The sequence below is a fragment of the Kitasatospora sp. NPDC051164 genome, assembly GCF_044455625.1.
Taxonomy (GTDB): domain Bacteria; phylum Actinomycetota; class Actinomycetes; order Streptomycetales; family Streptomycetaceae; genus Kitasatospora.
The window spans coordinates 477,872-500,874 of record NZ_JBITFB010000001.1; the positions used below are offsets into that span (position 1 = coordinate 477,872).

General features: G+C 72.7%; 18 protein-coding genes. 4 read left to right on the forward strand and 14 right to left on the reverse strand.

Annotated elements, in window-relative coordinates:
* Positions 1-4: 4 nt before the first annotated feature.
* The 6 genes from ACIBEC_RS02085 to ACIBEC_RS02110 all read right to left on the reverse strand — a co-directional run bounded on the left by ACIBEC_RS02085 (position 5) and on the right by ACIBEC_RS02110 (position 5,444).
* The gene (locus ACIBEC_RS02085; RefSeq protein WP_360490428.1) at positions 5-1,219 is read right to left on the reverse strand and encodes a transferase; all 1,215 of its coding nucleotides are present in this window, start codon (positions 1,217-1,219) and stop codon (positions 5-7) included.
* Positions 1,220-1,489: 270 nt separating this feature from the next.
* Positions 1,490-2,353 (reverse strand): serine hydrolase, encoded by an 864-nt coding sequence (locus tag ACIBEC_RS02090; RefSeq protein WP_360490430.1) that lies wholly within the window; start codon positions 2,351-2,353, stop codon positions 1,490-1,492.
* Between the two features lie 125 nt (positions 2,354-2,478).
* Positions 2,479-3,285 carry a hypothetical protein gene (locus ACIBEC_RS02095; protein WP_360490432.1) on the reverse strand — a complete coding sequence of 269 codons (807 nt, stop codon included), beginning with the start codon at positions 3,283-3,285 and terminating at the stop codon, positions 2,479-2,481.
* Between the two features lie 78 nt (positions 3,286-3,363).
* Positions 3,364-3,870, reverse strand: coding sequence for a SigE family RNA polymerase sigma factor (locus tag ACIBEC_RS02100; protein ID WP_360490434.1), 507 nt, complete (start codon positions 3,868-3,870; stop codon positions 3,364-3,366).
* A 252-nt stretch (positions 3,871-4,122) separates the two neighbouring features.
* Positions 4,123-4,530, reverse strand: a complete 408-nt coding sequence (locus ACIBEC_RS02105; RefSeq protein WP_360490436.1) for a VOC family protein — start codon at positions 4,528-4,530, stop codon at positions 4,123-4,125.
* Between the two features lie 110 nt (positions 4,531-4,640).
* The gene (locus ACIBEC_RS02110; protein WP_360490438.1) at positions 4,641-5,444 is read right to left on the reverse strand and encodes a flavodoxin family protein; all 804 of its coding nucleotides are present in this window, start codon (positions 5,442-5,444) and stop codon (positions 4,641-4,643) included.
* 139 nt (positions 5,445-5,583) lie between these two features.
* Here ACIBEC_RS02110 and ACIBEC_RS02115 point away from each other — a divergent pair, with 139 nt between their 5' ends.
* Positions 5,584-6,489, forward strand: coding sequence for a LysR family transcriptional regulator (locus ACIBEC_RS02115; protein ID WP_360490440.1), 906 nt, complete (start codon positions 5,584-5,586; stop codon positions 6,487-6,489).
* Between the two features lie 72 nt (positions 6,490-6,561).
* Here the strand turns inward: ACIBEC_RS02115 and ACIBEC_RS02120 are convergent, their stop codons facing one another.
* The 5 genes from ACIBEC_RS02120 to ACIBEC_RS02140 all read right to left on the reverse strand — a co-directional run bounded on the left by ACIBEC_RS02120 (position 6,562) and on the right by ACIBEC_RS02140 (position 13,888).
* Positions 6,562-6,948 carry a hypothetical protein gene (locus tag ACIBEC_RS02120; protein WP_360490442.1) on the reverse strand — a complete coding sequence of 129 codons (387 nt, stop codon included), beginning with the start codon at positions 6,946-6,948 and terminating at the stop codon, positions 6,562-6,564.
* 237 nt (positions 6,949-7,185) lie between these two features.
* Entirely contained in the window at positions 7,186-7,569 is a 384-nt protein-coding gene (locus tag ACIBEC_RS02125; protein WP_360490444.1) for a hypothetical protein, read from the reverse strand.
* A 317-nt stretch (positions 7,570-7,886) separates the two neighbouring features.
* On the reverse strand, positions 7,887-9,464 hold the full coding sequence (locus tag ACIBEC_RS02130) for a hypothetical protein (protein ID WP_360490446.1): 1,578 nt from the start codon (positions 9,462-9,464) through the stop codon (positions 7,887-7,889).
* Between the two features lie 78 nt (positions 9,465-9,542).
* Positions 9,543-10,406 carry a leucyl/phenylalanyl-tRNA--protein transferase gene (locus ACIBEC_RS02135; RefSeq protein WP_360490448.1) on the reverse strand — a complete coding sequence of 288 codons (864 nt, stop codon included), beginning with the start codon at positions 10,404-10,406 and terminating at the stop codon, positions 9,543-9,545.
* Positions 10,403-13,888, reverse strand: a complete 3,486-nt coding sequence (locus tag ACIBEC_RS02140) for an amino acid adenylation domain-containing protein (RefSeq protein WP_360490450.1) — start codon at positions 13,886-13,888, stop codon at positions 10,403-10,405. Before ACIBEC_RS02140 ends, ACIBEC_RS02135 begins: the two co-directional genes overlap by 4 nt.
* A 223-nt stretch (positions 13,889-14,111) precedes the next feature.
* Between ACIBEC_RS02140 and ACIBEC_RS02145 the strand changes: the two genes are divergently transcribed.
* Positions 14,112-17,291 (forward strand): EAL domain-containing protein, encoded by a 3,180-nt coding sequence (locus ACIBEC_RS02145; RefSeq protein WP_360490452.1) that lies wholly within the window; start codon positions 14,112-14,114, stop codon positions 17,289-17,291.
* On the opposite strand, the gene ACIBEC_RS02150 is transcribed toward ACIBEC_RS02145, so the two are convergent.
* Both ACIBEC_RS02150 and ACIBEC_RS02155 read right to left on the reverse strand, forming a co-directional pair.
* Positions 17,276-17,566 (reverse strand): helix-turn-helix domain-containing protein, encoded by a 291-nt coding sequence (locus ACIBEC_RS02150; protein ID WP_360490454.1) that lies wholly within the window; start codon positions 17,564-17,566, stop codon positions 17,276-17,278. The two genes, ACIBEC_RS02145 and ACIBEC_RS02150, sit on opposite strands and share 16 nt — an antisense overlap.
* 172 nt (positions 17,567-17,738) lie before the next feature.
* Positions 17,739-18,050 carry a helix-turn-helix transcriptional regulator gene (locus ACIBEC_RS02155; RefSeq protein ID WP_360490456.1) on the reverse strand — a complete coding sequence of 104 codons (312 nt, stop codon included), beginning with the start codon at positions 18,048-18,050 and terminating at the stop codon, positions 17,739-17,741.
* A gap of 127 nt (positions 18,051-18,177) precedes the next feature.
* Between ACIBEC_RS02155 and ACIBEC_RS02160 the strand changes: the two genes are divergently transcribed.
* Both ACIBEC_RS02160 and ACIBEC_RS02165 read left to right on the forward strand, forming a co-directional pair.
* Positions 18,178-19,746 carry an MFS transporter gene (locus ACIBEC_RS02160; RefSeq protein WP_360490458.1) on the forward strand — a complete coding sequence of 523 codons (1,569 nt, stop codon included), beginning with the start codon at positions 18,178-18,180 and terminating at the stop codon, positions 19,744-19,746.
* Positions 19,747-20,172: 426 nt separating this feature from the next.
* Entirely contained in the window at positions 20,173-21,663 is a 1,491-nt protein-coding gene (locus tag ACIBEC_RS02165; protein ID WP_360490460.1) for an FAD-dependent monooxygenase, read from the forward strand.
* Between the two features lie 100 nt (positions 21,664-21,763).
* Here ACIBEC_RS02165 and ACIBEC_RS02170 read toward each other — a convergent pair whose 3' ends face one another.
* Positions 21,764-22,972, reverse strand: a complete 1,209-nt coding sequence (locus ACIBEC_RS02170; RefSeq protein WP_360490462.1) for a cytochrome P450 — start codon at positions 22,970-22,972, stop codon at positions 21,764-21,766.
* Positions 22,973-23,003: the final 31 nt, after the last annotated feature.

Below are 23,003 nucleotides of genomic sequence, written 5' to 3' on the forward strand. Positions count from 1 at the left end.
GTGTTCACCAGAGTCCGATCAACTGCAGTGCCCGATAGCCGAGCCAGCCCGCCAGGACCACCGCGACCACCAGCCCGAAGCCCGTCTGAGCAGCGATGTGCGTCACGAACCAGGCTCTCAAGACCATCGTCCGCCGACGCGGCCCCGAGGACGCCAGCGCTGTCCCCACCGCACGAGCCACCTCGGCTGCGGGCGTTTCCCTCGCGCCGAGACTCGCTCGCTGGTTCCAGCCCCGCCACCCCTTGAGCCGGAGCCCCACGGGGAACACGCGGGGCGTCCAGGAGTCGTCGAAGACGATGACGGCGGAGATCCAGTGCTCGCCGGTGCCCGACCCTTCCGACGGTACGGGCTCGGGCAGGTACGCGCTCAGCCGGGCGACCAGGTCGGACGGGGCGCCGCCCGGAACCAGCAGGACCAGTTTCTTCGCGGGCTGGGTGGTTCGCGCCTGCTCGACTTCCCACCACAGCCCGTCCCCCTGCCCGAGGCACAGGACGATGAGCTGGGACAGGTCCATCAGCCGCAGCACGGTGGGCTTCCAGTCGTCCAGCGGCAGGTAGAAGCGCGCCGCGCCGAGATGCGGCAGGCGCTCCTCCGGACGGCCCACCGCGATCACGGGGCCGACGGCGCCCAGAGCGCCCGCGAGCTGCTCCTCCCGCGTGTGGAGGTTGATCTCCGCTACGTCGTCGACCTGGGCGGCGCTGTCGTCGTCACCGAAACTGCGCAGGTAGAGGACGGGTTGGCGGCCGCTCAGCAGCAGGGCCCGGGCCGCCGGTCGAGCCGCGTACGGGCGGGTGCGGCGCAAGATCAGGAAGCCTGCCGCCAGGGCCGCCAGACCGCCGAACAGCAGCAGGAACTGCGCCTCCAGCGGCATCTTGTGGCCTTGCTTCTCCGACTCGGTGACCGCGTAGAATCCCCCCCCGAACAGCATCAGTCCCAGGCCGTTGGCCAGCCGGAGCGCCCTGTGCCACGGCTGCCGGCGCGGCACGTACCGGCTGACGATCCGCACGAGCTCCGCCGCCCCCGACCGGCGGCGGTGGCGCAGCCACAGGACCGGCCCGAGCAACACCAGGGCGGGCGCCCCGAACCAGAGTGCCAGGGTCGCGTTCCGGCCCATCTGTTGGCCCATGCCCACGCTGACCAGCAGGTGCAACGCGACGTAGGCCGACAGGACAGTGAGCCCCGTGACCAGTCGGGCGAAATTCCGCAGGCGCGACGACACTTCGGCTCACCCCCAAGCTCTCCCCCGACAGTGTGAGCGGAATGCCCCGAGTCCATACCACGTTTGACTGATCGTCATGCACACGGAGACCGTCTTGTATCCGTACGGGACGGCGGGGCACGACAGCACCCCGGCGGACGGCCTGCACGCCGGTCGAGACCGGGTACTTCCGGTTCGCCCGGCCTGCGGCTCCGGGTGATCGGCTGCTCGCGCTCGATCAGCGGCGCTTCGGACTCACCGGGCACAACGGGTTCGTACGGATCAACCTGCTCAACGAAGCGGCGCTGGACGGGCTGACGGCCCTCGCCCGTTCATCTCCCCGCCGACGGTTCCGCTGACGGCCCCGCCGGTGGCCCCGCCGGTGGCCCCGCCGACGGCCCTGCTGATCTGCCCGCGTCGTGCCCAGACCGCCGCCGAGATGCGGGCCAGGAGGCGGGCGGCCGGATCGGTGCGGTCGGTGCCGGAGGCGAGCGGGCCGGTGTAGCAGACGGCGAGGAGGTACGGCGGGCAGTCCCTGGGGTGAATGAGGCCCACGCTGTGGCGGACGCCGGGGAACCAGCCGTTCTTGAACGCGATCCGGGTGCCCGGGGGGAGGCCGGCGGCGAGGTCCACCCGGAAGTCGTTGTCTTCGAGGAGCGCGAGGAGTTCGGGCTCCCCGGCGAGCGAGTGCAGCAGCCGGACCAGGTCGCGGGCGCTGACCCGGTTGTGCACGCCCGCTTCGCGCGCCGCGTAGTCCTCGATCCCGCGCGGGCTGGCGCTGCGGGTCGCCCCCGCGCGCCGCCAGACGTCGGCGACGGCCTGCGGGGTGGTGCGGGCCAGGCAGAGGTTGGTGGCGAGGTTGGAGGAGTGCGTGATCATCCGCTCGGCGAGGAGACGGAGGGGCACGTGGGTACCCAACAGCTCCCAGGGAAGCGGATCGCTGTCCCAGTCCGGATCGTTGCCGAAGTCCCCGCCCACGACGGACGCGAAGCGGTTCACCACCGGAACCTCGGCATCGAGGTTCACCCGGCTACGGGTCAGCGCGGCCAGCACCGCGACCTTCATCGTGCTCGCGGCGTCGTGCAGTTCATCCGGATTACGGACGAATACCGGCTCCGCCACGCCCGCCCAAGGGGCCACCACCACAGAGAGCATGGAGGAAGAGTAGGGGACGGGGAGGCCGCTCCGACCCCCACCGCAACCGCGTGAAGGAAAAGGAGTGGGAAGTCGGCCGTCCCGACTTCCCGCTCTCCGCCACGGGCTTTCGGCCAGGCAACGCGTCAGGCGAGGGCGCCGAGGATAGGCGCCCAGGTGGCACCGGTGAGTGCGGCCACCGCCTGCTGCTCGGTGAGCGGGGGCGCGGCCCGGGTCGGCTTCGGCGTCTCGCTGCCGGTGCCGCCGCCGGTGCTGTTCCACTGCACCATCTGGAGCTGCGCGCCGGTCGACTTCAGGGTCACCGTCACCGTCCAGCGGTGGGCGGTGTCGGCACCCACCGGGTGCTTGGCCGCGTTCTGCTCGGCCATCACCACGGCACCGCCGGGAATCGCGGCACTGCTCGGCAGCTCGCTCAGCGCGCAGATGTCACCCTTGGGGCGCGCGGGCGTCCGATCGCAGCTCAGCCCGTCGCCGTCCCTGAGCGGCAGCTTGAGCCGCACGGCAGAGACGCCGACGAACGCGGCGCCCTGACCGTCGTCCAGGACCAGTCCACCGTTGGCGACGTACCCGCCAGACGGGTCCGAGGGGTTGTTGCTCTGCCCGGTCTCCTGGCTGAACCGGCCCCCGGGGAACGTCGCCTCCAGGGCCTGGACCATCTGGGTGTCGGTGATCGCGGAACGGGGCGTCGCCAGCGCCGCCACGGTCTCCATGTCGGATCCCGCGGAGCGGCCCCAGGTGAGCGCGCCGGGCATCACCAGGCCGGCGGCCGCGAGCACGGCGCAGGCACCGACCCCGGCGATGACGCCGGCGGTGCGCCGCCGCCGGCGGCTGCGCCCGCGCTCGACGGATCCGCGCATGAGCGTGGTGAGATCGGGGTCGAGGGAGTCGGTCGTGCGGTCCAGGGCATGTGCGAGGTCTGCTTCGAACGGCATGCTGGCGTCACCTTTTCTGTCGCTGCTGGGGGCTGTGTGGCGGCTTTGACCTGCGTGCACCGGTACTCGGTGCGGCACTCAGTGCGGAACCAGGTCGGACAGGCTGTCGCCGAGCAACGCACGCACCCTGCCGAGCGCGCGGGTGCCCTGGGAGCGGACCGCGCTGCTGCTCAGCTTGAGCATCCGGGCGGTCTCCTCGATGCTGCGGTCCTCCCAGTAGCGCAGCAGCAGCACCGCCCGGTCGCGGGGCGGCAGTTGGCCGAGCGCGTCCAGCAGGGTGAGCCGCAGCGCGGTGTCCGGACCGGACGCCGCACTGTCGGGCATGGTCCCGACGGGGCGCTCCCCGGTGCTCCGCCGACGCCGCAGGCTGAGGAAGGTGCGGACCAGGACCGTCTGCGCATAGGCCTCCGGGCTGTCCGCACCGGCCACCCGCTTCCAGTGCACGTACACCCGGCTGAGGGTTTCCTGGACCAGGTCCTCGGCGAGGTGCGCGTCGCCGGCCGCGAGGACGTACGCCGAGCGGTACAGCGCCTTCGCCCTCGCCGCCACGAACTCCAGGTACTCGGCCTCCTGTGCTGATTTCACGCGGTCCCCGCCCGTTCTCTTGTTCCGTGATCCCCGTGCATACCCCTGATGACTACGTGGGGCGCCAGGATGTCGCGCGGGCGGGAACCCTTTCTTCAGGGAGCCGGAATACGGTCGGCCCCCGAGCGAAGACCTCCGGCGACAACCGCCAGGTCTCGGCTCAGGGGCCGACGTACGCGAACACGCCTCCGCGAGGGTGTCATCACATCACGGTGTCACAGCAAGGCGTCGCACCAAGGCGTCGCAGCAAGGTCAGGCGTCGGCGCTGCCGCCCCGGCCGCGCTCGCGCAGCGAGATGCGGTTACCGTCCGGATCCACGGCCTCGATGGCGATGCCGAACCTGTAGTCCTCCGGCTCCGGGCGGTCGAAGGTCACACCACGGTCGCGGAAGACCTTGAAGTCCGCCCGCAGATCATCCGATTCGAGGATGACCGGACCGGGCGCGGCGCCCAGCAGCACCTCGGACGGCTGCCCCGCGGCCGCGTCGTCGGCCCACAGGATGATCTCGACCGGGCTGCCGGGGACGCCCACGGTGAGGAAACGCCCACCCGGGTTCGGGAAGTCGATGCGCTTCTCCAGGCCGAGCTGCTCCGTGTAGAACCTCAGCGCGCGGTCCTGATCGGTGACGTAGAGCGTGACGTACATGACGTTGGTGAGCATCGCGGTGTCCTTCCATCTGTCGGCCTGCGGTACTTCACCGACGGACCCCGGCAGACGAATGTGACGGACGGACGAGAGAAGGCTCCGCGATCCGCCGGTCCGGTCGGCCGTCAGGCGCCGGTCAGCACGGTCGGCACGCCGTCCGTCTCCCTGAGGGAGGCCGACAGGGCGCGCGCCTCGTGCTCGGTCATCCGGGGAGTGTCGTACGGCACGGCGTTGACCCAGCGCTGGGTCAACCGGGCGATCCGCTCGCCGTAGCGCTGCGCGGTGATCCGGTCGCCGCGCGATCCGGCGTGCTCCGGCCCCAGATCGGCATGACTCTGACTCATCAGACCCAGCCACGAACCCAGCCGGTTCACATCGTCGCGGGTGCCGCCGCTCCAGTTGTTGCCCGGCATGTCGCCCACGCCGATCCACTGCATGCCCAACTGCGCGGCGAAGACCGCCAGCTGCTCCAGGACCGTCAGCTTGTCGCCGCTCTGCGACGCGGACATGGTGAACCCCCCGGCCAGCTTGTCCTTCCACGCCTGCGTGACGAACGGCGTGAACGCCGCCTCCATGAACGCCTTGAACACCGCCGACACGCTGCCCATCAGCGTCGGGCAGCCGAGGACGATCGCATCGGAGCGCTCGAGCAGCGCCAGCACCTCGGCATCGTGCCAGCGGCCCGCGACGACGTCCTCGGGCCGGACCTCGACGAGATGCACCCGGGCGCCCGGCACCTGCCGCGCCCCGTCGGCGAGGTGCTCGGCCAGCACCCGGGTGTGCCCGTGCACCGAGTGGAAAGCCACCGCCACCGTGACCTCCGGCGGCTCCTGCCCACGGTCAACGCCCGCGCCCGTGCGGTCAGCACCCTCGCCCTGCCCACGGTCAGCACCGTCGCCCTGCGCACGGTCAACACCACTGAATGCCATGTCTCTTCACTACTTCCGGTCGATCGTGGGGAAGCTCCCCGCTTGCCCACCCATCACAGCCCGCGCACGGCACGGCATCAACGCCGAACTCCGGCACACAGCGATCGGCCCCACCGATCGATCGCGTTAGCCTGGTCCCGTGGACAGGATCGAACTGGAAGCATTCGTCGCCGTCGCCGAAGAACTCCACTTCGGCCGCGCCGCCGCCCGCCTGCACCGGGGGCAACCCACCGTCAGCGACGCCGTCAGACGGCTGAAGAACACCCTCGGCGGAAGGCTGTTCCACCGCACCAGCCGCCGGGTGGCGCTGACCGACCTCGGCGAAGCACTGCTGCCCGACGCCCACGCCGCCCTCGCCCAGCTGCGCCGCTTCCACCAACGCGGACGTTCCCTCGCCGCCGGCGGCCGGACCCCTGCCACCCTCGTCGTCGCCCACGCCGAATACACCGGCCACCAGTTGCTGCTGCACTGTCTGCCGCAACTGCGCGACCGCTTCCCCGACGTGGCGATCGTGCCGGAGGCCATGCCGACCACCGCCCAACTCACCGCCCTGCGGGCCGAGACCATCGGGCTCGGCATCGGCTGGGCAACCGGCGACATCACCGGCGTCCGGGCGAGGGTCCTGTCCACCGAGAGGTTCGTGGCGCTCGTCCCCGCGGCCCACCCCTTCGCCGGACACGCCGAGCTCCACGCGTCCGAACTGTCCACCACCGACCTGCTCACCTGGCCCCACCAGATCAACAGCGGCCTCTGCGACCGGCTCCTGTCCGCCTTCCACATCGGCGGGGCCGACCTGCGCATCATCAGGACCGCCGGCAGCGTGCACGCCATCGCCGCCCACGTCGCCGCCGGCACGGGCATCGGCATCACCGTCGAATCCGCACTCGACCACCAGCCGCCCGGCCTGCGCGTCATCCCCCTCGCCGGCCCCTCGACCACCGTCGACCAGGTCGTCCTCACCCCCACCGAGCCGTCGGACACCGCCACCGCCCTGCTCGACCTGCTGCTGCGCGCCGCGGCACAGTCACTCCCACGCCCGGCATGAGCAAAGCTCATGGAAGAGCATCCCCCTTCGAACCCGTCCGACTGCCGGTCGCCCCCGCAGGTGACCGGCGGGTCAGCGGGCCGGGTCCTCGAACTGCCGGATCTTGTCACCGGCGGAGTAGACCTGCCGCCCGCCGGCGTCGAGGGCCGTGAGGTCGGTGGCGGTACCCGGCTTCACAGCGTAGGCGAAGAACCCCCGCCCGCCGGGTGCGGCCGTGATGGCGACCGGCCGGGGTGCGCCCGCGCTGCTGTGGGCGAGGAGGCCCGCCACGCTGGGGTCGGCGGCGCCGTACACGAGCAGGACGCGGTCGTCCAGGCCGTCGACGGCGACGTTGACCGGGACGGTCTTCGAGACCGGCGGGTCGCAGCCGTGCCCGGTGGCGCGGTGGTCGACCGAGGCCTGGGTGCAGAGTTGTCCGTTCTCGGCCAGGAGGTCCACCTGCCAGGGGATACCGTCCACTTCCCCCCCCAGCGATCACCGCGACCCGTGGTGCGTCCGTGCCGGGGAGGGTGGTGGCGGCCGCCGGGGCGGGGGCCGCGGGCGAGCCCGAGCCCGCGGGGCCGCAGGCGGCGAGCGCCGCGGCCAGGGAGAGCAGGATGACGAGGCGGGTCCGGCGCATGACCGTTCCTTCCGTACCGGAGCGGAGGGCGGGGCCCGCGCCCGACGGCGCGGGCCCCTCGTGCTGGACGTCCTCGGTCAGTTCGTCGCGAACGCCTTCGAGCAGGGCGCCGAGCCGTTCCCGTACCACCGCAGGTAGTACGCCGTGCTGGTGTTGACCCCGATGCCGCGCGGGTCGACGTGGTCCCTGCCGTCCACGTCCCAGCTGTAGCTGGAGAACACCTTCTGGGAGCCGCTGGTCTTGACGAGCGAGACGTAGAAGTTGTGGGCGGAACCGCCCTCGCAGGCCCAGCCGCCGATGTGCACCAGGCCACCGCTGGGAACGAAGTCCGAGCTCGTGTGGTACGACCCCGCGCCCCAGGCCTGCCAGAAGTCGGTGGCCTGCGCCGAGCCAGTGGCGAGTCCGGCCGCCAGAACCGTGGTGGCCGCGATGGTGGCTGTGCTCAGGACCTTTCGGAACATGTGCGTTCTCCTGTCATCAGAGTGATTCACACGCCGGATTGGCAACCTCGCATGAGCTTCGAGCGCGACGGCCTCGACACCATCCGGCTTCGACACCATCCGGCCTCGACACGATCCGGCCTCGCCCTCGGAGGAAATCCTGCGCGGGCGACCACGACACCGAATTGTAGAAATGCGCATGACAGAAGGAGCTCGAGCGGCGGCCCCATCCCCTCCACCCACCGGCACCCCCTGGGGCCCGGCGCCCGGAGGGCGACAACGACAGCGGGCCCCTCGACCGGTGAACAGGTCGAGGGGCCCGCGGCGATGACGGTTGGTCAGCTCGCGCTGGGCTTCGGCGCCGGCAGGGTCGCCGAGCCGGCGATCAGCGGCCATTCGCGGTGGAACGGGGGCAGCGGCAGCTTGCCCTCGATGATCGGGGTGCCGAAGATCTTCAGGTGGGCGGTCAGCGCGCCGTTCAGGTCGACGCCGCCGAGCAGCGACCAACCGCCCTGCGCCTGCGGCGGGTTGCCTGAGGAGACGGTCAGGGAGCCTTCGGCCTGGGCCTTCAGGTAGGGGGCGACGGTGGTCTCCACGCCGACGGTGTCGTACAGGCCGACACTGATCTCGGCGCCGAGCGCGGCCCGCACGCCGGCCTTGCCGTTGAGCCGCACGTGGACCGGGGTGACCTTGGTCTCGGCGTTGGTGACCGGGGTCCAGCCCTTGCCGCCGGTGTAGTCGGCGCGGACGGCCCAGGTGCCGGTCGCATCCTGTTCCGCTTCCAGGTGGACCTGGCCGTCGGCGCTGACCTCCAGGTAGCAGGTCAGGCCGAGGTTGACGACCACAGGCAGGCCGGCGACGGTCAGTACGGGGCTGGCCTGCAGCTTGGCGAAGGGCACACGGATGGGCGCCGCACCGGTGTTGCGGGTGACGTCGCCGGTGACCTTCCACTGGGCGTGGGCGCCCAGGTCGAAGCCGATCGACGCGGTGCGCGGGCTGCCTGCGGCGGCGCCGTGGTAGGCGAAGTGGACGGCCGGGTGGAGCTGGAGCGAGCCGGAGGCGTCCAGGCTGGCACCTTCGGGCAGCGGCACGGGGGCCTTGAGGTTCACTTCCAGGGTGCCGGAGGCGTCGGCCTGCACGCCGTCGAGGTCGGCGCCGACTGTCGCCTTGAGGTCCTTGACCAGCGGGGTCACCGTGATGCCGTGCGGGTCGACGGGCACACTGCCGTCGGCCTCGGTGCCGCCGAGGAGTTCGGCGAGGGTGGCGGGGCGGGTGGCCAGGTTGAGGGTGTTGCCCGCGCCGGGGTGGACGGCGGTGACGGCGACCAGCGCGCCCTGCGGCGCGGCGGCGGTGGGCGGGCTGGCGATCAGCTGGCCGGGCTGGACGGCGGCCGCAACGGGAGCGGCTGACGGGGCGGCAGCGGTCGACGGGCCGGCGGGAGACGGCGCGGCGGGAGACGGCGCGGCGGGAGACGGGACAGCGGCAGCGCTCGGGGAGGCCGCGCCCGTCGGGGCCGGACCGGCAGCCGCCGTCAGGACGGCCGTGCCGCCCGCCGGGTCGTACGCGGTCAGCTGCAGGCTCTTCGTCGCCGCCGTGACGGCGGCGCCGTCCTTGCCGGGGCTGCCGATCGCGGCTTGCCGGTCTCCGGCGGGTGCGGCGGTGACGGCCGCCTGGCCGGCGGTCGGTCGGCTGGTGGCGGGCGAGGCCGCCTTGGCGCGCGGGACGCCGCCTGCGGGCGCGGCCGCGGCCGGGCTGCCCCCGGCGGCGGTCGGACTCGCGTCGGCGACGGTGGCGGCCGCCGGGGCGGCGCCGGTCTGGGAGGTTCCGGGGCTGGTCGGCCCGCACGCGGCGGCCCCGGCGAGGATGAGGGTGAGGACGGCGGGGCCCGCGGCCCTGCCTATGGAGCTCTTGAACACGCGGCGTCATGTTACTGACGAGGAATAAGTTTGTCGAAGGCAGGCCAAACCGACGGCCAACGCCGGGTGAACCGGTGGTCACCCGAGGCGTGCCGCTCGCCCTGCCGCCGGCCCCGTCGCCCGCCCTGCCCCCGCCCCTGTCGCTCGTCCCGCCGTCGGCCGCGCCCCCAGCTGTGCCACCGGCCGCGCCTCGCCGGGCAGTGGGCCCGCCGCGTCGCCCACGGCGGCCAGCTCCGCGAGGTAGCGCGAGCGCGCCATCGGCTCCGCCCCCAGGCTGCGCACGTGCGGACCGTCCCACTGCGCGTCGAGCAGCCGCCCGCCGGCCGCACCGAACCGCGCGCCGAGGTCGGCGACGGCGACCCGGGCGGCGTCCGGGCGGCGGTGGAACATCGAGTCGAGGCTCAGCACCGGCCCGACCGCCACCCCGAACACCCCGCCGATCAGCTCCTCCCCCTCCCACACCTCCGCGCTGTGCGCCGCCCCGAGCGCGTGCAGCTGTGCCATCATCGACGCCAACTCATCGGTGAGCCACACCGGTTGACGCCCATCGGCGCAGGCCGCCAGCACCTGCCCGAAGGCCCGGTCCGCGCTCGTCCACCACGCCGACCGATTGCGCAGTCGCCGGGCCAGCCGGCTCCCGAGCCGTACGCCGTCGGCCGCGATCACCGGCCGGGGGTCGGGCGACCACCACGCCAGCGCGTACGGGTCCTCCGCGCCCGGCAGCAGCGGCAGCTCCCCCGCTTCGACAGCGTCCCCGTACACCGCCTCGTTGTACGCGCTCGCGTACATGTCCGCGGCCGGCAGCGGGAACAGTCCGCGCCGGTACGCCGCCAGCAGCTCCCGCGGCCCGAGTGCGCCGCCGAACGCCACCGGGCCGTCGCCCGGGGCGAGTCGGAGGTCCAGCGCGTCGAAGGTGGCGGCGACGTGGCCCCGGCCGCTCATCGCGCCTCCCCCAGATATCCTTCCGCCTCCAGCTCCGCCAGGTAGTGGTCGATCAACTCATCGCCCACCGGCGGTAGTTCGATGCCGCTCCCGACCAGCGCCGCGTCCGTGTTCGCCCGGTCGAACAGGGGGAACGTCGGCCGGAAGTACATCTCGCTGATCGACAGCTCCGACCCGGGCGCGCGATCCACGAACAGGGGGACGAACGGCGCGATCGGATGGGTCGGGTTCCCGGCCGCAAACCGGACCAGGCCCTGCACCCATTCCCCGTAGGGCAGTTGGACGATCCGGTGGCCGCGCGCCCGCAGCCGGTCGGCGAGGTCGGCGAGGACGCCCGGCTGCGGCGAGGTGAGGTGGTAGACCTCTCCGTCGGCGGGCGCGTGGGCGGCGATGTGGGCGATGGCGTGGGTGAAACGGTCGGCCGGGACGAAGTCGAGCAGCAGCTCGACGTCCGGGCATGTCCCGCTGTCCGCCAGGTACTTGATCAACGCGCACAGTTCGGTACCGGTGTTCATCACGCCGTTGGTCAGGTCCCCGGTGACGTCGTTGGTGCGCAGCACGGTGACGGGCAGCCCGACCTCGGCCGCGTTGTGCAGCAGCTGCTCGGCCACCCATTTGCTCTCGACGTAGCCGACGCCGATCCGTTCGGGGTGGGCGAGCTGGGTCCGCTCGGTGACCTTGCCGACGCCCGCCGCTCCGAAGCCGGCCAGAACGGCGAGGGTGGAGAGGTAGTGCACGGGGATGCCCCGACTGTGCCCGGCGAGCCGGACGATCTCGCGGGTGCCGCCGACGTTGGAGTCGCGCAGCTGGCGGTACGGGTAGAGGAAGTTGACCTGCCCGCCGAGGTGGTGGATCGCGTCCAGGTTGCCCGCCATCCAGTGGAACCGACGTTCTGTGAGCCCTATTCGGTCCTTGGTGAGGTCGCCCACCAGCGGCACCACCCGGCTGTCGGCGAGGTCGTGCCGCAGGAAGCGCTGCTGGGTGGCCCGCAGCCGTTCCAGGGCGTGCTCCTCGTCGGGCGCCCGAACCAGGCAGTGGATCCGGGCCCGGGTGGTGGCGAGCAGCGCGTGCAGCAGGTGCGCGCCGCAGAAGCCGGTGGCGCCGGTGAGCAGGATCTCGGCGGGTTCAGCGCGGGAGGGCGCGGGGCTCCAGGACTGGCCGACGGGGTCGGTGAGCCGGGCCTCCGCGAACCAGTCGACCGGTGCTTCCCGGGCGCTCGGGCCGCCTCCGCCCGGTTCCGTGTGCGCGCCGCCGCCCACACCACCGCCGCCCCTACGCGCCTCCTGCAGCGCCGCCGCGAAGGGCCGCAGCTCGGGCTCGCGCAGCAGCGCGCGGGTGAGCGTCCGCACCCGGCCGACGTCGACGCCGAACATGATCCGGGCGCGCGCCAGCATCTCCATCGCCAGCAGCGAGGTGCCGCCGAGTGCGAAGAAGTCGTCGTCGGGGCCGACGGTCTCGACGCCGAGCAGCTCCGCCCAGAGGTGCCCGACCGCCTCCTCGATCGGATAGCCCTCGCCACCGCCCGCGTCCGCCGCCTTGGGCGCCGTCCGTACCGGGGCGTCCGGCAGCCGGGCCCGGTCGATCTTGCCGGCCGCCGTGAGCGGCATCGCCTCCAGCGGCACGAACTCGGCCGGCACCAGGTACTCCGGCAGCCGCTCGGCAAGGAACGCCCGGATCCCCGCGGCGCCGTCCACCGCCCCGGCCGCGAGCGTGTAGTAGGCGGTGAGGGCCCGGCTGCCGTCCGCCGCCGTCCCGCCGGCCGAGACCCGGGCCTGCCGGACGTCCGGATGCGCGGCCAGCACCGCCTCGATCTCCGCCGGGTCCACCCGGTGGCCGCGCACCTTCATCTGGTCGTCGAAGCGCCCGAGGATCTCCAGCTGGCCGTCCGCCCGCCACCGTCCGGCGTCGCCGGTGCGGTACATCCGCTCGCCGGGCAGCGGCGCGTACGGGTCGGGCAGGAACGTTTCGGCGGTGAGCCCGGGGCTGCGCCAGTAGCCCCGGGCGAGACCGGGCCCGCCGAGGTGGATGTGTCCCTTCTCGCCGGGCCGGACCGGGCGCAGCCGCGAGTCCAGCACGTGCACCCGCACGCCCGGCAGCGGCCGCCCGATCGGCACCGGCGCGGCCGGGGCCCCGCCCGTGCCCGCGCCGTCCAGCAGCTCCGCCGTGACCTCGCAGAGCATCGAGGTGACGGCCGCCTCGGTGACCCCGTACGCGTTGAGCAGCCGCGTGCCCGGCAGCCGCTCCAGGCAGCCTCGGCAGTCGGCGGCGTGCACGACGTCCCCGCCGACCACCACCAGGCGCAGCCTGTCCGGGCCGCCTCCGCCGGACGGGAGCAGGTCGAGCACGTGGTGCCAGTAGGCGGGGGTGAAGTCGGCGACGGCCAGGCCGAGCCCGGGCAGCCGGCCGACCAGCTCGGTGGGCGCCCAGGTGCCGCCCCCACTGCCGCCGCCCAGGACGACCGTCGCGCCCGCGAGCAGCGCGCCCAGCACCTGCTCGAGCGCGGTGTCGGAGCCCAGTGCGGCCAGCTGAAGGACGCGCTCGCCGGGCGCGAGCCGGTATGCGTGGACGATCCGGTCGAGGGTGAACACCAGCGCACGGTGGGTGACCGGGACGCCCTTGGGGTGGCCGGTCGTGCCGGAGGTGTAGATCAGGTACGCGAGGTCGTCCGGTACGACGCCGTCGCCGAGCCGGGCCTGCCCGACCTCGGTGCCGGTGCCGGTCCCGCTGAAGTCGTCGGGCCGGGGTTGCCCGGGCCCGGCGCCGCCCATCCACGGCGACGGGGCCGAGGCCGGGGCGTCCCCCACGCCGCCGCCGTCCGCCCGCACCGCCGTCACCCCCGGAAACTCGTGACCGTCGGTGATCACCACCCGGGCCCCGCTGTCCTCCACCAGCCGCGCCAGCCGCCGCGGCGGGTGCGCCGGGTCCAGCGGCAGGAAGGCCCCGCCCGCCTTGAGCACGCCCAGCCAGGCGGTCACCAGCCCGGCCCCGCGTTCCAGGCAGATCGGCACCACCTGCTCCGGCCCCGTTCCGTACGCCCGCAGCTCGGCGGCCAACCGGTCGCTGCGCAGGTCGAGTTCGCGGTAACTCAGCGTGGTGCCCTCGGCGACGACGGCGAGCGCCTGCGGGTCGTGCGCCGCCCGCGTGCGGAACAGCCCGTGCACCGTGTCGGCGAACCCGGCCGGGGCCCGCCGGACGCCTTCGGAACCCGCGAACCCCAGCTCCGCCGGCCGCCACTCCCGCTCCACCCAGGCCCGACAGTCGGCCCGCTCGGCCGGACCGTACACCTGCCGCCACCCGCCGGGAACGGTCAAGTCCCCCGGCCAGAGCGCGTACTGACCGTTGTCGTTGCGGACCACGGCGTGACGTCCGGAACTCGCATCCGTTCGTACGCCCTGTGCGCTGTCTGCTGCGTCATCCACCGGCTTGACCTCGTGCTGTGGCGGCAGAATGCTTGGGGGTGCGACATTTCCGACTATACGCACTCACGGCACATTGAGTAACGTCCGGTCGCCCACCGACCGGACGCCGCGCACGTGCGCGAAGAAGCGCCGGTCCGAGCACGAGTACGCGCCCGGTCCCGACCGCCGACACGCGCCCAGTCCCCAGCCCTCGGACGACCGGTGACACCCGGACCGCCCGGGCCCCGCCCTCGCCCGAACTCCCCCGCCCGACCGGCGGGGCGATGTCGCGGAGGAGGTAGCCTCGTTGACACGCCGGCGACAACGCCTGATGGCCTGTTACCTGCTCTGGATGGTGCTGTTCATCGGCATCTACTACACCAACCCGGGCCAACGGATCATCTGGTGGACGGGCATCGGCCTCGGCGGCGTCGCCGCCATCGTGGTCGGCATCCGCCTCAACCACCCCGCGCACGCGCGCTTCTGGTACCTGCTGGCGCTCGCCAACCTGAGCTTCACCGCAGGCGAAGTGGTGCAGGCGATCCAGCTGGACATCCTGCACCTGCCCAACCCGTTCCCCTCCGTCGCGGACGGCTTCTACCTCGCCGAGTTCGTGCTGTACGCGGCCGGCGTGCTCGGCTTCATCCGCTGGCGCACCGCCCGTCAGGACCGCGCCGGACTGCTCGACGCGCTGATCCCCACCATCGGCCTGGCCCTGCTCTCCTGGATCTACCTGATCCTCCCGTACACCCACAGCCCCGACCTGACCTGGTTCCAGCGGGCCGTGTCGATGGCCTACCCGCTCGGCGACCTGGTCGTCCTCGCCCTGCTGCTGCGCCTGCTGACCCCGCGCGGCGGCAACTCCCGCTCGCTGCAGCTGCTCGCGGTCGGCACCGTCGGCCTGCTCGTCTCCGACGTGCTGTACGGGCTGATCCAGCTGCACGGCACCTGGCGCATCGGCACGCCCGTCGAGCTCGGCTGGGCCGCCTTCTACACCGCCTGGGGCGCGGCCGCCCTGCACCCGTCGATGGTCGAGCTGACCAGACCCGTCCCCACCCAGCAACCGGACCTCAGCGCCGCCCGGCTGGTCCTGCTCACCCTCACCTCGCTGATCGCCCCGGCGATCCTGATCATCGAATCGCTGAACGGGAACACCGGCAACGCGGGCGTGATCGGCGCCTTCTCCGCGCTCCTCTACCTGCTCGTACTCGCCCGGCTCGCGGTGGTCGTCTCCGCCCGCAGACAGGCCATCGCCCGCGAACGGGCGCTGCGCGAGGCGGGCGCCCGGCTGACCGCGGCCGTCACCGTGGAGGAGGTCGCGGACGCCGTCCAGTCCGCCGCCTCCACCCTGATGCCCGCCGAGCCCGGGCACGTCGCCCTGCTCGCCGTCGCCGAGGCCGGCGTGCTGCACGTCCGGCACGCCGAACACGGCGCGGCCGAGCACCGGCTGGGAACCGCCTCCGACTCCGACCAGGTGCTGGCCCTCGCCGCCTACCGCGAGAGCCGACTGCTGCCCGTCGAGTCAGTCGACCTGCCCGGCCACGAGCTGACCGGGCACCTCGACAGCCTGACGTACGCCCTGATCTGCCCGCTCACCCTCGCCGAACGCCCCTCCGGCGACCCGCTGATCGGCGCCCTCATCGTCACCGGCACCGAGCAGGAACTGGCCAGCCTCTGGAGCTCACTGGAGATCCTCGCCGCGCAGGCCGCCCTCGCCGTCGAACGGGTCGTACTGAGCCAGGAGGTCAACCGCCGCAACAGCGAGCTGTACTTCCGCACGCTCGTCCAGAACGCCAGCGACGTCATCCTGATCCTCGACGCCGACGACGGCGTGCGCTACGCCTCCCCCTCCGCCGAGTCCGTGCTCGGCAACCCCGCACTGGAAGGCACCCTGCTCATCGACCTCGTCCCGCCTGAGGACAGCCGGGACGTCAGCAAGGCGCTCGCCCGGATGCGCGGCTCGACACCCCCGCCCCGCGGCGAGCAGCCCCGCGAACAGTCCAGGGAACAGCTGCGCGAGCACTGGCGGCTGCTGCGCCAGGACCGCACCCCGATCGAGGCCGAGGTCCGCTTCAACGACCTGCGCGCCGACCCGACCGTCGGCGCCCTGGTGCTCACCCTGCGCGACGTCACCGAGCAGCGGCAGATGGAGCGCGAGCTGACCCACCGGGCCTTCCACGACTCCCTCACCGGCCTCGCCAACCGGGTGCTGTTCCAGGACCGGGTCGGGCACGCGCTGTCCCGCGGCGAGCGCAGCGGGTCCGTCACCGGGGTGCTCTTCATCGACCTGGACGACTTCAAGGTGGTCAACGACACCCAGGGTCACGCGGTCGGCGACGAGCTGCTGATCGCCGTCTCCCTGCGGATCTCCACCACGCTGCGCTCCTCCGACACCGCCGCCCGGCTCGGCGGCGACGAGTTCGCGGTGCTGGTGGAGGACGCGATGCGGACCTCGGACGTGGACACCATCGCGGCCGGCGTGCTGGAGGTCTTCACCGAGCCGTTCAAGCTCAAGGCGGGCGCGGTCCGAGTGAACGCCAGCATCGGCGTGGCGACCACCGAGGACAGCGTCGACGCCGCCGAACTGCTCACCCACGCCGACCTCGCGCTCTACTCCGCCAAGGCGGCCGGCCGCCGCCAGTGGTGCCACTACCGGCCGGCCCTGCAGGCCGGGCTGGTGGAACGGCACGAGATGAACGAGCACCTCGACTCCGCGATCGCGGAATCGGCGTTCCAGCTGTACTACCAGCCGATCGTCGACCTGCGCACCGGCGACCTGGTCGCCTTCGAAGCCCTGGTCCGCTGGCCGCACGACCGGCGCGGCCTGGTCCTGCCCGACGAATTCATCGCCCTCGCCGAGGAGAGCGGCCAGATCGTCCCGCTCGGCGCCTGGGTCCTCGAACGCGCCACCCAGGAGGCCGCCGCCTGGCACGCCGCCAGCTCCACCGCCCGCACCACCGCCGGCCGCCTCCCGCTCCGGGTCAACGTCAACGTCTCCGCCCGCCAGTTCCGCGACGCCGGCTTCGTCGACGTGGTCCGCCACGCCATCGCCACCTCCGGCATCGACCCGCACACCCTCGTCCTGGAACTCACCGAATCCGTCCTGATGCGCCGCGACGACCGCATCCACGCCGACATGGCCACCCTCTCCAGCCTCGGCGTCGGCATCGCCATCGACGACTTCGGCACCGGCTACTCCTCGCTCTCCTACCTGCGGGAGTTCCCGATCTCCCTACTCAAGATCGATAAATCCTTCATCGACGGCCTCGGCCACTCCCACCAGCAGTACGCCCTGGTCGAGGGCATCGCCCGCATCGCCGACACCCTCGGTGTCCAGGTCATCGCCGAGGGCATCGAACACCCCGAACAGCGCGACCTCCTCGCCGCCATGGGCTGCCCCCTCGGCCAGGGCTACCTCTTCGCCCACCCCATGGACTCCCCCCACGCCCGCTCCCTCGTCCGCAACACCACCTACGAACCGGCGTGAGGGGCCCGCGTGAGGGGAAGGCCCGTCGGGAGGCCCGCCCGGTGATCCTCGTGCAGCGCCCTCGACAGCACCGTCAGCAGCGCGAGCGTCGGCATCGCGTGCCCGGCCTCGATCGCGCGCAGGTGGGTCTCGGGCAGGCCGGAGCGGGTGGCGAGGTCGGCGAGGGCGAGGCCGAGGGCGGCACGACGGTCCCGGACGGCGCGGGCCAGGGTTGCGGCGGGATCGCCGTCGGGATGGGCGGGGAAGTCCTCGATCAGGGGGCGCGCGTGGTCCACCGGGGTCTCCTCATCGTCCTGTGAGGGCGCACAGTTTGACACACCGTCACCAGCAGGAGAGGCCAAGGGGCGGTCAAGGTTCCTTGACCGCCCCTTGGTTCCGGATGCCCGCCCGGAGAGCTCAGGGGTTCGCGCGACTCAGGGGTTCGCGCGGCTCAAAGATTTGCGCGACTCAGGGATTTGCGCGGATCAGGTCGAGCAGTCCGGGGAAGCGCTTGTCCAGGTCCTCGCGGCGAAGGGTGGCCGCGCGACTGTTGCCGCGGTCGACCTGACGGACCAGGCCGGCCTCGCGCAGGACGCGGAAGTGGTGGGTGATCGTGGACTTGGAGACCGGAAGATTGAAGGAGGCGCAGGTGCGTGCCGCCCCCTCGGCTTCCTGCAGCAGGGCGGAGATCACCCCGTAGCGCAACGGATCGGCCAGTGCGTTCAGGACCATCCGCAGATCCATCTCCCCGGTCGAGGGGTGGCCTTCCGGGTCGGGCATCGGATCCTCCTTCCTCAGACATCCTCAGGTATGGGTTGCATCGTACCTCGCCCGCATGGCACCGTAAGGTTCGAAAAATTCCTTACCTGGCCGTTCCGCGGTCGGGCCGAGCCTGGAGTTGTGCCCCATGAGTACGCAGACCACGTCGTCTGCCACGCCGCCGGTGGTAACGGAAGCGCAGCAGCCCGGCCGAACGCTGACACTGGCCGCGGTTCTCCTCGCAGTGTTCGTCGTGCCCATGTCCATCTCCGGCACGGCGGTCGCCCTCCCCGACATCGGCACCAGCACCCACGCCGACCTCGCCCCGCTCCAGTGGGTGGTGAACGCCTTCAACGTCGCGTTCGCCTGCTTCACCCTGGTCTGGGGCTCGATCGCCGATGTCATCGGCCGGGTCAAGGCCTTCGCCGCCGGTGTCGCCGTCTACGCCGTCGCCTCGCTCGCCAGCGCCGTCGCCACCGACGTCATCTGGCTGGACGCCGCCCGCGCCCTCACCGGCATCGGCGGCGCCGCGATCTTCTCCTGCGGAGCGGCGATCGTCTCCACCGTCTTCGACGGCCCGGCCCGCGCCAGGGCCTTCGCCATGTTCGGCACCATCGCCGGCATCGGCGTCGCCATCGGACCCTCCCTCGCCGGCGTACTGGTCCAGGGCCTCGGCTGGCGCTGGGTGTTCGCCGTCCACGCCGTCGCCCTCGCCGTCGTCCTGCTCGCAGTGCCCGCGATCTCCCGCGCCATGCCCTCCGACAGCGGCAGCGGCGGACGGATCGACGTCCCCGGCAGCGCGCTGTTCGTCGTCGCCATGGTGCTGCTCACCACCGCCATCGTGCAGGGCTCCCAGTGGGGTTGGGGCAGCGTCGGAGTGATCGGCCTGTTCGTCGGCGCGGTCGTCGTGCTGGCCGTCTTCGCGGCCGTCGAGAACCGCAGCGCGCACCCCATGCTGGACCTGAGCGTGCTGCGCAACCGCCGCTTCGTCGGCCTGTGCCTGGTGCCGGTCGCCGCCTCCTTCGGCTTCGTCACCATGCTCACCTACCTGCCGAGCTACCTGACCGCCGTCACCGGCCGCAACACCGGCGCCGCCGGCGTGCTGATGCTGCTGCTCACCGCCCCCGTGCTGGTCTTCCCGATGCTCGCCGTCAAGCTCGTCACCCGCGGCGTCTCGGCGCTCACCCTGATCTACGTCAGCCTGGTCTGCCTGGTCGTCGGCGACATCGCCCTCACCCTGCTCTCCCCCTCCGTCACCGTCCTGGTGCTCGCGGCCCCGATGCTGATCACCGGCGCCGGCATGGGCCTGTCAGCCGGCCTGGTCGACGGCCAGGCACTGGAACTGGTCGACCCCGCCAAGGCGGGCATGGCGGCCGGCTTCCTCAACACCCTGCGCCTGGGCAGCGAGGCCGTCGCCGTCGCGGTGTACGGCTCCGCGCTGGCCACCGTGCTCGGCACCCGCATCACCGACGGCATCGGCGCGCACGAGGGCGCCTCGCAGGCCGACAAGGTCGCCGACCAGGCAGCCGGCGGCGACCTCTCGGGAGCGGCCGACCTGTCCGGCGCCACCGACCACAAGGGCTTCGTGGACTTCCTCGCCAGCGCCTACGACTACGCCTTCCACTCCGTCCTGTGGGGCCTCGCGGCCGTCGGCGTGGTGCTGATCGTCGTGATCGCGGCCATGCTGCGCGGCGGCAGGCAGAAGGCCCAGGCCTGACGGTCCGGCTCTCACGGGACGGGCCTGACGGTCCGGGCCTGACAGCCCCCGACGACCACGGCCGTGAGGCCGTTCCGAGACGCGGGAGGGCGGCTACCCCCGGGCCGCCCTCCCGCACCATCTCCCCGAGACCGGGCCCGGCGCCGACACCCCCGAACGGCGCCGGGCCCTCACCCATGCGCCGACCGCCATGAGCTCCGCGCATGCGCATGGCCATGAGCGGAGCTCATGCAGTTCGCCCATAAACGCCACTCATGTACGCGGCCCATGAGCACCGCTCATGCACCTGGCCCATGAGCGTCACTCATGTCGCCTTGCCCATGAACGCCACTCATGTGGACCCGCCCATGAACTCCGCTCATGCCGCCCACCCATGAGCGCCGCTCATGCCCGCGCCTACCCCACCCGGAAAGGACCTCCGCACCCATGGATCCCGCCACCACCTCCCGTGCCCAAGTCGTCGTCATCGGGGGCGGCCCCGTGGGCATGCTCGTCGCCGCCGAGCTGGGCCATCACGGCATCTCCACCGTCGTCCTGGAGACGAACCCGGAGACCGTCGACCAGCCCAAGGCCGGCACCCTGCACGCCCGTACCGTCCAGGGCCTGGCCCGCCGCGGCCACCTGCGCGCCCACCAGGCCACCGACACCGGCCTCGCCCGTCCGAACGCCGACGCCTTCCACTTCGCGGGCTTGCCCGGCCTGGTCATCACCGCCCCCGGCACCGAGCCCGCGCCGATCTACGGCCGCTCCCAGGCCGACCTGGAGCGGGACTTCGAGGCCCGGGCCCGCGCCCGCGGCGTCACCGTCCTGCGCGGCCACACCGTGACCGACCTCGTCCAGGGCCCGGACACCGTCGAGGTCGTCGCCGAGGGCCCGGACGGCGTACGGCAGCTGACCGCCGAGTACGTCGTCGCCGCGGACGGCGCCCGCAGCACCATGCGCGACCTGCTCGGCTTCGCGAGCGAGACCCACCCGGCGACCGTCTCCGCCCTGCTCGGCCTGGTCCGCCTCAGCGACCCCCACCGGGTGCCCTCCGGCTGGAACCGCACCCCGCGCGGCTGGACGATCGCGGGCGTGAACCCGTACGGGCACAGCCGCTTCTTCACTATCGACTTCCGTGGCCCGCACCGCGACCGCCACGCCCCGCTCACCCTAGGCGAGCTGCGATCCGAGGCCGAGCGCATCCTCGGCCACGCGGTGCCGATGACGGACCCGGTGTTCTTCTCCAAGTTCAACGACTTCTCCCGCGTGGTGTGCGACTACCGCAAGGGCCGGGTCTTCCTGGCCGGCGACGCCGCCCACGTGCACTTCCCGGTCGGCGGCCAGGGCCTCAACCTCGGCTTGCAGGACGCGCTCAACATCACCTGGAAGCTCGCCCACACCCTGGCCGGCACGGCAGGCAAGGACCTGCTGGACACCTACAGCGCCGAGCGCCGCCCGGTCGCCCGCCGGGTGGTCGACAACACCCGCGCCCAACTCGCCCTGATGCGGCCCGATCCGGGCCTGGACCCGCTGCGCGACCTGGTCTCCGAACTGCTCGGCGTCGAGGGTGCCAACACCCACCTCGGCAACATGATCAGCGCCCAGGACACCGTCTACCCGGCGCGCACCTCGGACGGATCCCCCTGGGAGGGACACTTCCTTCCCAACCTCCCCCTCACCACCGAGGACGGCCCCACCGACGTCATCCGTCTGCTGCTGGACGGACGCCCGGTGCTGCTCCTGCTCGGCGCCGACGAGGAGGCGCACCGCAAGCAGGCCGAGGGCTGGTCGCACCTGCTGCGCGTGGTCCGGGCCGAGGGCAACCGCAAGCTGCCGTGGGACGCCGTCCTGGTCCGCCCGGACGGCTACGTGGCCTGGGCGTCCGACGGCGGTCCGCTGGCCGGCACGCTGCGCGAGTGGTTCGGCGAGCCGTAGCGGACGCCGGCCCGGCCGGCCATGCCCGAAGGGCGGGTACGGCTTCCCGTACCCGCCCTTTCACGCACCTACCGGACCGCCACCGCGACTGCCGGTGCGGCTACCACCGCACCGGCAGCGAGGTCGGCCGCCGCAGCACCGTGCCGATGTCCCACGGCACGTCCGCCGGCTCGACGGCCAGTGCCAGCGTCGGGAACTCCTGCGCCAGGCGGGTCAGCACGGACACGATCTCCATCCGGGCCAGCGCCGCGCCCATGCAGTGGTGCATCCCGTACCCGAACTGCAGGTGCCGCTTGGCCGGTTGGCGGTCGGGGTCGATCACCAGCGGGTCCGGGAACACCTCCGGGTCGCGGTTGGCGGCGAAGGCGTCCGGGTAGACGACGCTGCCCTCGGGCACCAGGCCGACGCTGGTCTCCAGGTCCCGGCCCGCGATGCGCGGGAAGGCGGAGATGGTGCCGAGCGGGATGAGCCGGATCAGTTCCTCGGCCAGCCGCGGCGCGATCTCCGGTTCCTCGGCGAGCCGGCGCCACAGCGCCGGGGCGGCCAGCAGGGTGTAGAGCGACTTGGTGAGCACGGACACGATGTTCTGGTCCGCGCCGAGCAGGGAGCCGAAGAAGAGTCCGGTCAACTCAGCGTCGTCCATGGCGGGTTCGACGCGGTCGCGGTTGGCCCGGAACTGCTCGATCAGGCCGCCGGGCAGCACCGGCCGGGCGCCGGTGACCAGGTCCTGGACGTAGCCGTAGACCTGGTAGAAGTGCTGGACGAGGTCGGGCACGTTCTCGTGGGAGGCGATCTGCACCACCCGCGAGGACGGCCGGAAGTAGTCGACGTCGTCCAGCGGCACGCCGAGGAAGTGGCAGTTGACGGTGATCGGCACGCGGTCGATCAGGTCGCTGAACAGGTCCGGGGATTCGGCCGTGCGCAGCCGCGCGATCCCCTCCTCGATCACCCGGTCGAGCACCGGGCGCAGCCGCTCCACGCCGGTCGCGCTGTAGTCGGCGGCGACGAAGCCGCGCACCCGGGCGTGGTGCGGGGCGTCCAGGTTGAGCAGCAGTTCCTTCGGCATCACGGTGGGCAGGAAGCTCGGCCCGCCGTCGACGTTGGTCTCGGTGCGGCCGGAGGCCGGGTCGGTGAGCAGCTTGTGGACGTCGGCGTAGCGGGTGAGGTGGACGGCGGAGTGGCCGCTGGGCAGCTCGATCAGCGGCACGCCGTTTGGTCCGGGCTCGGTCAGCGGGGTGAAGGCCGGGACAGGGTCCAGGTGCGGGATGTCCGTGACGGTGGCGGTCGCGGACGGGATGACGGTGGTCATGCGTTCTCCGGTGGGAGGTGGGGGTGGGGAG